Source organism: Virgibacillus sp. DJP39, from assembly GCF_049310925.1.
Classification (GTDB): Bacteria; Bacillota; Bacilli; order Bacillales; family Amphibacillaceae; genus Virgibacillus_F.
On record NZ_JBMERP010000105.1, the window covers coordinates 1 to 9,683 of the forward strand.

A 9,683-nucleotide genomic window follows, 5' to 3' on the forward strand; every position below is an offset into this window, starting at 1 on the left:
CTAAAACCTCACAGTTTCCTCACATTTAGAACATAAAATAGTTATTGAACTTGATAGAGTAATTCTTTTTAGTTATTTGATTGGAGGGCTATCATGTATCAATTTTTCAGTGACATCAGCAATTTACTAAGTGATCCGTTTTTTAATTTAGCAAACAAATGGGCAGGTATTCCTATGTTATCTGCCTTTTTACTGGGTGTTGTTGGTGCTGTAGCTCCTTGTCAGTTTACGGGTAATATTGGTGCAATAACGATATATGGGAACCGTTCCTTACAGAAAAATGTACCATGGATGCATATATTTCTTTTTATATTAGGAAAGCTAGTGGTCTTTTCAGGTTTAGGTCTGATAGTATGGTGGCTAGGAAAGGAATTCCAGGCAAATTTCACACTTTTTATTCCTGTTATGAGAAAGCTTATTGGGCCAACTTTGATTTTGATTGGTATTTATATGGCTGGATTTCTAACGATGCGATGGAGTATAAACATAGGTGAAATTCCAAGACGTTATTTAAAAGACAGCAAGGTGGGAAGTTTTCTAATGGGAGTTAGTTTCACATTAGCTTTTTGCCCCACTATGTTTATTTTATTTTTTATGACTTTAATGCCGGTAGTATTATCTTCAACCTATGGTGCGGTTTTACCATCTGTTTTTGGAATAGGAACCTCCATTCCATTATTGTTGGCTATATTTTTAATATGGTATTTTGAATTAGGTGGACAATTTATGAAGCGTGGCAGGAAAATTGGGTTGTACGTTCAACGTATGGTGGGTTGGCTTATGATTATACTAGGCATTTTAGACACTTTAACCTATTGGTAATACCAAATTAGAGATACATATACGAGGGGGATAAAAAATGGAAGACGTGAATTTATTATTGGCGCTTGCTGCTGGGGTGTTATCGTTTATCTCACCTTGTTGCTTACCTTTATACCCAGCTTTTTTATCTTACATAACGGGTATGTCTGTTGACGAAATAAAAAATGGAAAAGGACTGTTACAAAAACGTGCACTTCTACATACCCTGTTTTTTCTAATTGGATTCTCAGTCATTTTTATTGCATTAGGCTTTTCCACTTCTTTGTTAGGTGAACTATTCATCTATTACGGAGATTTAATACGGCAACTGGGAGCAATACTGCTAGTCGGAATAGGCCTAGTTATACTAGGTGTTTTCAAACCAGGGTTCATAATGAAAGAAAAAAGAATGACATTTAAAGACCGACCTACTGGTTATCTAGGGTCAAGTGTTATTGGTTTTGCATTTGCAGCCGGTTGGACGCCATGTACAGGTCCTATATTGGCGGGAGTAATTGCCCTTGGTGTTTCGAATCCTGATCAGGCCTTATTTTATATGATTGCATATGTGCTTGGTTTTTCCATTCCATTCTTCTTCATGTCGTTCTTTATTGGAAAGATGAAATGGATAAAAAAACACAATCGGTTAATTATGAAAATTGGAGGGGGAACCATGATCTTCATGGGAATCTTCTTATTTTTCGATTGGATGACAAAGTTAACTTCTTTTCTAGCTAGTCATTTTTTTAATGGATTTACTGGTTTTTAAAAACCACATACTTTCTTCAAATCTTTTGTGTATACTAAAAAGCGTATGAATTAATTGTCAGGGAGTGTAAAAAAAGAATGAAAAAAATAAAAGTATTGATACTTACAGGTGTCGTTCTATTCATAATGCCACTAAAAGGACTTGCTCATGGAACGGCGGAAGAGCATGCTAAGGAAAATGTGATCAATTATTGGAGTTACGGTTTAATAGCTTCTCTGCTAATACTTGCAATTTTTCTGACATTATTTGTTACTGCAAAAACCAAAATGAAATATTTAAATCTGAAAAACAAATCAAATCGTGAAAACATAATTTGATGCGAAAAAGAAATAATATCTATAAATGGGGTTCTATTTTATCTTCATTATTAGTGATCGTCTCTTTAATAGCCTTTAATGTAAGTGGTGAGGAAAAGGTAACGTTCACGCATATTCATGGTCTTGGATATACAAATGATGGGGAAGAAATATATGTTCCAGCACACGATGGACTAAGAGTTTATAAAGATGGCACATGGACTATCCCAACAGAGGGCTCTAAACACGATTATATGGGATTTAATATGTTTAAAGATGGTTTTTATAGTAGTGGACACCCTGCTCCTAATTCAGATCTAGCAAATCCACTTGGCATCGTTAAAAGTACAAATAAGGGTAAAACAATCGAAAAACTTGCTTTATATAAAGAAATTGATTTTCATGGGATGGCTGTTGGGTACAAGACAGAGGAAATCTATGTATTTAATCCTACAAAAAATTCACAAATGGATCAACCAGGTTTTTATTATTCAACAGATGAAGCGAAAACTTGGGAACAAAGTAAACTAGCCGGTATTGAAGGACAAGCGATTGCTTTAGCAGCCCACCCTACTAAAAAGGGTGTTGTAACTGTTGGAACAAATCAGGGGATTTTCTTATCAGAAGACCATGGCAATAATTTTGAAAAGCTATCTATTACAGGATCCGTATCGGCGGTTTCCTTTGGCCATCAGAACAACTTGTTGGTAGCAACTAAGACAGATGAGGTGAGTCTTTTTCAAATTGACCTATCTACACAAGAGTCAGTGGAACTAAATGTTCCTGATCCAGGAGAAGACGCAATTAGCTATATTAAACAAAACCCAGCAAACAAGGATGAATTCATTTTTGCTACACATAAAAAAGATATCTATATTTCCAATGATGCTGGGAACACATGGAATCAAAACGTTGATGAAGGTGTAGCGATACCCCATTAAATCGTAAAAGTGAGGGTTGAATATGAAAAGTAGAATTCTGATTGTGGATGATGAATGGAACATGAGAAACTTAGTTAAAATTTATTTATCTAAAGAGAACCATCACATTGAGGAAGCAAGGGATGGCAATGAAGCACTAAAGATGGTTCAGCAAAAGCCCTATGACTTAATTATTTTAGACATCATGTTACCAGATATAGATGGTTGGAATGTGTGTTCAACAATTCGCAAAACGAAACAACTTCCTATTTTGATGTTAACTGCCCGAGATGATATTAAAGATCGGGTACATGGGCTAAATCTTGGAGCTGATGACTATTTAATTAAACCATTTGCTCCTGAAGAACTGGTTGCCCGTGTTAGTGCCTTATTACGGCGCCAGAAAGTTAAAAATAAAGAATCTAATAAGACGATATTGTATTTTGAGGACTTGTCTATTAACAATGAAAGTAGAGAAGTAATAGTCAGAGAGACTTCGGTTGAGTTAACACCAAAGGAATTCGATATACTTTACTTAGTCACTAGTCAACCGAAAAGAGTGTTTACCCGTGAAATTATCTTGGATGCAATCTGGTCCCTGAAAGAATTTCGTGATACGCGAGCTATTGATACACATGTGAAAAACATACGAGAAAAACTCCGGAAATCAGGATTATCCTATAATCCAATCAAAACGGTTTGGGGTGTGGGATACAAGTTTGGCACGCAAGAGGATCAAAATTAGCATGAATAAAATTGTACTAAAGCTTGGCGGGACTATCATGACCTTGTTCTTGGTTGTGCTACTACCTCTTGGTTATGTAGCTAATCAAATATTCACTAATTTCTATTATAGTCAAGTCCAAGAAGAAATAGGAGAGCTTTCTCAAAAGTATGCTCGTACGATCACTTCGCTTGAAGATGAAACAATCATTGACATGTTTAAGAATTTGGCTGAATTGACCAACAAAGAAATCTATATTATTGACGCTAATGGAAAAGTTGTAGCAGACACTGGTATCCGGATTGCAAATCTAACCGATGAAGATATCAGTCAATTAGAAGAAGGACAATCTATTCGGAAAAAGTTTGAGGATTCTAAAGCAGGAAGAACCTATCTTGGCTCAGGGCATCCCATTATTAAATCCAACACTTTCAAGGGATCCTTTTTTGTTCTAGCTTCTATAAACGATGTTCAGGAACCTGTTCAGAAAATTAGAGATTTACTAATTTTGTCTGCAGTTGGTGCGTTATTCTTGGCACTTGGATTCACGTATGTCATTTCCAAAAAGCTGTCTGATCCCCTATTGGAAATGGAAATAGCAACAAGGGAAATTGCTAAGGGGAATTTAGACATACAAGTAAACATTTCATCAAGGGACGAAGTAGGTTCATTAGGAAAAGCAATTAACAACTTGGCACTCGAGACAAATAGATACCGGTCTAACAGAAGAGAGCTTTTTGCAAATATTTCACACGAATTGCGTACACCAATATCTTACTTAAAAGGGTATGCCGAAGTTTTGAAAAAGGGTCTTTATCAGACGGAGGAGGAAAGAAAACAATATTTAACGATCATTGAAGATGAAACTGAACGGATGGTTAGATTAATCAATGATTTATTTGATTTATCAAAAATGGAGGAAGGTAAAATAGATCTACAGATGGATGCCATCAATCTCATAGATGTATTGGATACAGCCCTTCTTAAAGTCAGAATAGAACTTGATCAGAAAGGACTAATGTTAACAAGTAACATAGACCGCAGCGTTCCTTTTATTGACGCAGATGGTATCCGTCTAGAACAAATTTTTATAAATTTACTGGGGAATGCCGTTCGATATACAGAAAAGGGATCAATTAATGTAATAGTTTGGAATTCGGAAAATAAAGTACATGTAATTGTTGAAGATACCGGTATTGGGATTCCAAAAGAAGAACTTCCTTTAATATTTGAACGTTTTCACCGTGTTGAAAAGTCACGTTCAAGGGAGCTTGGAGGCACGGGATTAGGATTAGCTATTGTAAAGAATTTAGTTGAAATCCAACATGGAACGATTTCGGTAAGTAGCCATGTTGGTCAAGGGACAAGATTTCAGCTGAGTTTCCCAATAGCTGAGTAAGGGGGAAACATGAAAAAAATAGAATGGTTGATAGCTATATTGCTTATTATTATAGGCTTAACTTGCCTTACTGTTTCTGGAACAACTATGTGGGGAACTGAATCAATGCAGTCTTATTTTGAAACGTTTATATTTCTTTGTTTATGGATGGGATTGCCAGTAGTAATAATAGGGATTGTATACATGATAGTTCTGAAGAAAAAAGATAAATAAGAAAACTTCTAATTGCAAAATAAGCAACATACAGAAAAGGAGGTGGTTACATTGATGTCAATGATGGGTGGAAGTATGATACTTAACATGGTACTTTGGATAATTGTATTAGGCTTCGTGATATATGGAATAGTGTTATTAATATCAAAACCATTTGAAAAGAAAGAAAATACATCCATTCAAATTCTTAAAGAACGATTTGCACAAGGTGAAATTGACGCACAAGAGTATGACGACAAAAAAGCGAGGTTAAAAAATGAAAATTAGCTTTTGATATCTTAGAGGCAGCTTTAAAAAAATCACATCCTCACAATTTCAACAAATTTGTTGTTTATACTAAAGTTGTCCTAGTAATAATGAAAAGAAAGGAGACAAAACATGAAAATTAAAAAGGTGCCATTTCTATTGTCTTTTGCTTTTGCGGCCCTATTAATTTTAGGAACAACAGCATTTGCACAAGAATCAGACAACAACAAAATGGGTAATATGATGAATGGCAATGGAATGTCGAACATGATGGAAAATGGCAATATGTCTAGCATGATGATGGCTATGAATTCACCAGAAGGTAAGGAAATGATGAATGCTTGTGGTGATTTTATGGATTCTTATGAAAGTGAAAAAGAAACAGAGTAACTCATATTAGAAACCCCCTAAGAATAAAAAGGCCTCTTTCTGAAGAGGTCTTTTGTATCTTTTTATGATTTGCAGAGTTGATAAGAGGTGACAAAATGGGTGATTGGTTTCCGCGGATTTATGATATGGCAATGAGACCTCTCGAACAAACCAAATTTAAAAAAATTAGAACAACTCTTTTGGACGAAGCAGTGGGAAGGATCCTGGAAGTAGGTTCAGGTACAGGTGTTAATTTTCCTTATTATAGAAATGCTACACACGTTGATGCAATTGAACCAAATCCTACTATGAGGCAACAGTCATATAAAAATGTAAGAAACTCTCACGTGCCAATTCAAACATATTCAGTTAAAGCAGAAAAACTTCCTTTTGCCGATAATTCGTTTGACTCAGTGGTAGCAACACTTGTATTTTGTACCATACCAGACCCCTTGCAAGCTCTTGAGGAAATACAAAGGGTTGGCAAACCTGGGGCTAAGCTATTACTTTTTGAGCATGTTAAAGTAAACCAAGCTTTTTTAGAAAAAACACAAGATGTATTAACTCCATTATGGAAACAGGTATGTGATGGGTGCCATTTAAACCGCGATACGCTAGGAATATTAAATCAATCTAATTTTTCTATTTTGAATGTGGATTCACATTATAAAGGAATATTTTTGTCTATCACATGTTTTAATAACAAATAAAACGTAATTAAGATCATAACTTTATCACCTGATCGTCATTTACAAGGAGCCAAGACATATGAATATAAAAAATCAGCTTAAGATATTAGGGTTAGCACTGTTCTTTTTTTCCTTGCTGCCGTTGCAAACATTTGCTCACAACCCAGAATCAAGGATAACGGAAGATGGAGGTGTATTTCAACAGTATACCTGGTTTGAAATATTGAATCCACTTTTATTTTTTTCTTTAGTAGTTGTTTACATAGTTTACCTTCGGGTTATGCGTAAAGTTTCAAATAGTTATACAGGAGAGCGTGATCTTAGGAAAAAAATATCGTTTCTCTTTGGGCTATTAACCATTTATATTTCCTTAGCAGGTCCGATTTCTATCCTATCTAATAATCTCATATTTAGTGCGCATATGCTCCAGCAAGCGCTGATGTACATTGTCATGCCACCTCTTATATTAGTTGGCATGCCGCATGTATTTTATCAATTTTTTGATAAAATATTAGTTAAATCAAAGATCTTACGTATATTTAAATCTCCGTTAATTGGCCTACTTTTATTTAATGTTCTTTGGTCTTTATATCATATACCAACAATCTATGAATACGTTTGGCAACAATTTATTTTGTTGGAAGTATCGCACCTTGTCATAAATACATCTGCTTTCTTAATGTGGATCCATGTGTTGGCTCCAGTAGGTCAAATCAACAAAATGTCTTATCTTACGAAAATCGGGTATATGTTTGCGAATGGAATTCTGATTACACCTGCTTGTGCGTTGATTATTTTTGCTCCTGATGTGGTTTATCCATCCGTAAATGAGGCACCACAATTATTTTCATTTTCCACACCACAAAATGATCAGCAACTAGGGGGAATTATTATGAAACTTGTCCAAGAAATTTCCTATGGAGCTGCGATAACATATATTTTCTCTAAATGGGCGAGGTTAGAAAGGAAAAAGAATGCACAAATTGATGAGCTTCCTGTTAGTTCAGTAGAGTGATAATAAATTACTAAAACTAATATTGTTTCTTAAAAAATAAGACTAATAGTTTCATAGGAGGAGCTTCAATGTCTTTTCAAATCAGAAGAAACTGGTTAATTACTTTTTCGCTTATCACGTTGGGAATTATAACGATTATAAATCAGAGCAATAACACTTATGCAGAGAACGATGTTAAAGATGACGGTCTTTTATTAATGCGTACCATGAGTGAAGAAAATATTGAAAGTGAAAAGGTGATTTTAAATTATAGTGGTTTAGTTAATACCTATAAAGATCCTCTGCAAATACATTCTTTTAAAACAGAACTAGAACAGGCCTTTTCAACCAATCTTTCAATTACTTCGGAACCAGATGAAAAAAAAGTAATTAAATACCAAGGCCAAAAAGTTGTTTCTTCTGTACCGAACACTAAAATAAAAGTTGCTTTAGCGGGCGTTTTGAATGAAAACAGGGAATATGAAGTGTTTTTAAATGTCTCTTTGCTTAGTAACTCAACAATTAAAAATGACTTTTTCAAAAATTACACTCATCTCAAAAACGCGTTGGATAATGCCTCTGTAAAGCCTGAAATTATAGTGAATATTCAAGGGAGCTTGGATGAGAAGTTAAGTCATAGCAGTCAAAAACAAATAATAATGGAAATGTTTAAAAACTTAAATGCTTCTGTTTTTGAAGGGCTAAATGAAAAAGAGGTAATAAGCCTAACTGGTTTTTCAAAAGAACTTAGCTATTCGATAAAAAGTAAAAATCGAATAAACATTCAAATTTCTAGTCGTTTTGATGACCTTGCTGGTAAAACTACTTTTACCATTGGCACGCCTATTATCACAATAGAATACTAGCTTAGAAATCCCAGAGATCAACTCAGTCTTTATGCGGGGTTGGCGAAATGTACTTACAAGACGTATTGATCTACTCTGTAACCGACACCTTCACAAATGCCTACATCACGAGCAAAGTGGATTTTGTAAATTAGTACCAAGCTCAGCATTTCCCATTTATTTTCCTACAGAAATAATAATTTTTAAAAATGGGGAAAATAATTGAATAAAAATAGAAATAACTAGTAAAAACGCTCAGAATGAGCGTTTTTTAACCTAAAATTTAATTTTTCTTATTCAGCTAAAGCATCGGCTCAATAAGGGGCAAACTTTTAGCGAAAAAAAACAAAAGAAAGGTTGATTTCACCCTTGTTCCAATAGTTATTTGAAGTAGCTAAAAGGCTTTTATTTTCTTCAAGAGTAAACCCTAAATCCTGCGTTCGTTTAATGAATTTAATATCTTCAGCGACTTCTAGATGAAATTTTCTATAACCTGATTCCGTTCGAGGAGGCTCAGAAATTAACCCACGCCTTTCCTAATACCGAATGGTTGCAATATGACGTTTGCTTCTTTTGCTACTTTGCATATTGTTAATCCTTCCATTTCATCCCTCCTCAGTTAATAGTATTTACTCCGTACCGTAGTACAGGGTCAACAGTAACTTTATCCTTTTTATTTAAATAATCCTGCCGTCGTTTACAAATTTCTATATTTACTTGAGCATAAATCTCTATAACCTCTCTCATAAGTTGTATAAGTTCATGATTTATATCCAGTATTACTATATAAATAACATTCAAATTATCAATGGTTTTAGCGCATCATTTAGCAACAACCCTAAATTTATACAATCATTCTAAAATGGGTGTGAGCCGGTAGATTTTCTGTCGAACATATTACTTCCAAGCCTAAGTTTGATGTTTTTTAAAAAAACACAAAAACTACACATTTAGTGACTAAACTAGAGGCTAGGCGATGCTCTAAGAAAAATGCGAAGTAGAAGGGGAACCTGAATATGAAACAAGAGAATAAACAACAAGGGAAAAATAAGAGCTGGATTTTTGGGTTATCCGGAATAGTCGGTTTGATACTGATTTTAGCTGTGCTGGCTTCTATTCAGGAAAAACAAACGTCTAATATCAATACATCAGGCGTTCCAGTGGGAACTGAGGCACCCGAATTCAACTTACAGTCTACGGAAGGAAACATTTCTTTAGCCGATTATAAGGGGGGAAATGTTGTACTTTATTTTTATGAAGGCAATGGCTGACAAGCTTGTGTAGATCAGCTAGTTGAGCTGAATAAAAAAATTGAGGAATACGCCGCACAAAATACGGTAATATTTGCAGTTACGACAGACCCACTTTCGATGTCCAAACAAATTGTACAGAAATATAACATTCAGATCCCGATTATG

Annotated in this window: 14 protein-coding genes; 13 read left to right on the forward strand and 1 reads right to left on the reverse strand. The window is 34.7% G+C overall.

Annotated features, from left to right (window positions below; genetic code table 11):
• Positions 1-93 precede the first annotated feature (93 nt).
• From ACOI1D_RS19625 to ACOI1D_RS19680, 12 genes are all read left to right on the forward strand, one after another.
• Complete coding sequence (locus ACOI1D_RS19625) at positions 94-822, forward strand: sulfite exporter TauE/SafE family protein (RefSeq protein ID WP_422503676.1); 729 nt, start codon at positions 94-96, stop codon at positions 820-822.
• Between the two features lie 37 nt (positions 823-859).
• Complete coding sequence (locus ACOI1D_RS19630; RefSeq protein ID WP_422503678.1) at positions 860-1,570, forward strand: cytochrome c biogenesis protein CcdA; 711 nt, start codon at positions 860-862, stop codon at positions 1,568-1,570.
• A gap of 77 nt (positions 1,571-1,647) precedes the next feature.
• The gene (locus tag ACOI1D_RS19635) at positions 1,648-1,887 is read left to right on the forward strand and encodes a hypothetical protein (protein WP_422503680.1); all 240 of its coding nucleotides are present in this window, start codon (positions 1,648-1,650) and stop codon (positions 1,885-1,887) included.
• Entirely contained in the window at positions 1,887-2,807 is a 921-nt protein-coding gene (locus ACOI1D_RS19640; protein WP_422503682.1) for a F510_1955 family glycosylhydrolase, read from the forward strand. Before ACOI1D_RS19635 ends, ACOI1D_RS19640 begins: the two co-directional genes overlap by 1 nt.
• Before the next feature lie 22 nt (positions 2,808-2,829).
• A complete protein-coding gene (locus tag ACOI1D_RS19645; RefSeq protein ID WP_422503683.1) occupies positions 2,830-3,531 on the forward strand; it encodes a response regulator transcription factor in 702 nt (233 codons plus the stop codon).
• Position 3,532: 1 nt separating this feature from the next.
• Complete coding sequence (locus tag ACOI1D_RS19650; RefSeq protein ID WP_422503684.1) at positions 3,533-4,909, forward strand: ATP-binding protein; 1,377 nt, start codon at positions 3,533-3,535, stop codon at positions 4,907-4,909.
• A 9-nt stretch (positions 4,910-4,918) separates the two neighbouring features.
• A complete protein-coding gene (locus ACOI1D_RS19655) occupies positions 4,919-5,122 on the forward strand; it encodes a hypothetical protein (RefSeq protein ID WP_422503686.1) in 204 nt (67 codons plus the stop codon).
• 54 nt (positions 5,123-5,176) lie between these two features.
• Positions 5,177-5,389 carry an SHOCT domain-containing protein gene (locus ACOI1D_RS19660; protein ID WP_422503694.1) on the forward strand — a complete coding sequence of 71 codons (213 nt, stop codon included), beginning with the start codon at positions 5,177-5,179 and terminating at the stop codon, positions 5,387-5,389.
• Positions 5,390-5,500: 111 nt separating this feature from the next.
• Positions 5,501-5,758 carry a hypothetical protein gene (locus tag ACOI1D_RS19665; protein WP_422503688.1) on the forward strand — a complete coding sequence of 86 codons (258 nt, stop codon included), beginning with the start codon at positions 5,501-5,503 and terminating at the stop codon, positions 5,756-5,758.
• A gap of 95 nt (positions 5,759-5,853) precedes the next feature.
• Positions 5,854-6,447: a class I SAM-dependent methyltransferase gene (locus ACOI1D_RS19670; protein WP_422503689.1), complete on the forward strand. Its 594-nt coding sequence runs from the start codon at positions 5,854-5,856 to the stop codon at positions 6,445-6,447.
• 58 nt (positions 6,448-6,505) lie between these two features.
• On the forward strand, positions 6,506-7,441 hold the full coding sequence (locus tag ACOI1D_RS19675) for a cytochrome c oxidase assembly protein (protein ID WP_422503690.1): 936 nt from the start codon (positions 6,506-6,508) through the stop codon (positions 7,439-7,441).
• A 68-nt stretch (positions 7,442-7,509) separates the two neighbouring features.
• Entirely contained in the window at positions 7,510-8,286 is a 777-nt protein-coding gene (locus ACOI1D_RS19680; protein WP_422503691.1) for a YwmB family TATA-box binding protein, read from the forward strand.
• 311 nt (positions 8,287-8,597) lie between these two features.
• On the opposite strand, the gene ACOI1D_RS19685 is transcribed toward ACOI1D_RS19680, so the two are convergent.
• On the reverse strand, positions 8,598-8,786 hold the full coding sequence (locus ACOI1D_RS19685; RefSeq protein WP_422503695.1) for a MerR family transcriptional regulator: 189 nt from the start codon (positions 8,784-8,786) through the stop codon (positions 8,598-8,600).
• A gap of 495 nt (positions 8,787-9,281) precedes the next feature.
• On the opposite strand from ACOI1D_RS19685, the gene ACOI1D_RS19690 reads away from it, so the two are divergent.
• Positions 9,282-9,536: a redoxin domain-containing protein gene (locus tag ACOI1D_RS19690; protein ID WP_422503692.1), complete on the forward strand. Its 255-nt coding sequence runs from the start codon at positions 9,282-9,284 to the stop codon at positions 9,534-9,536.
• Positions 9,537-9,683: the final 147 nt, after the last annotated feature.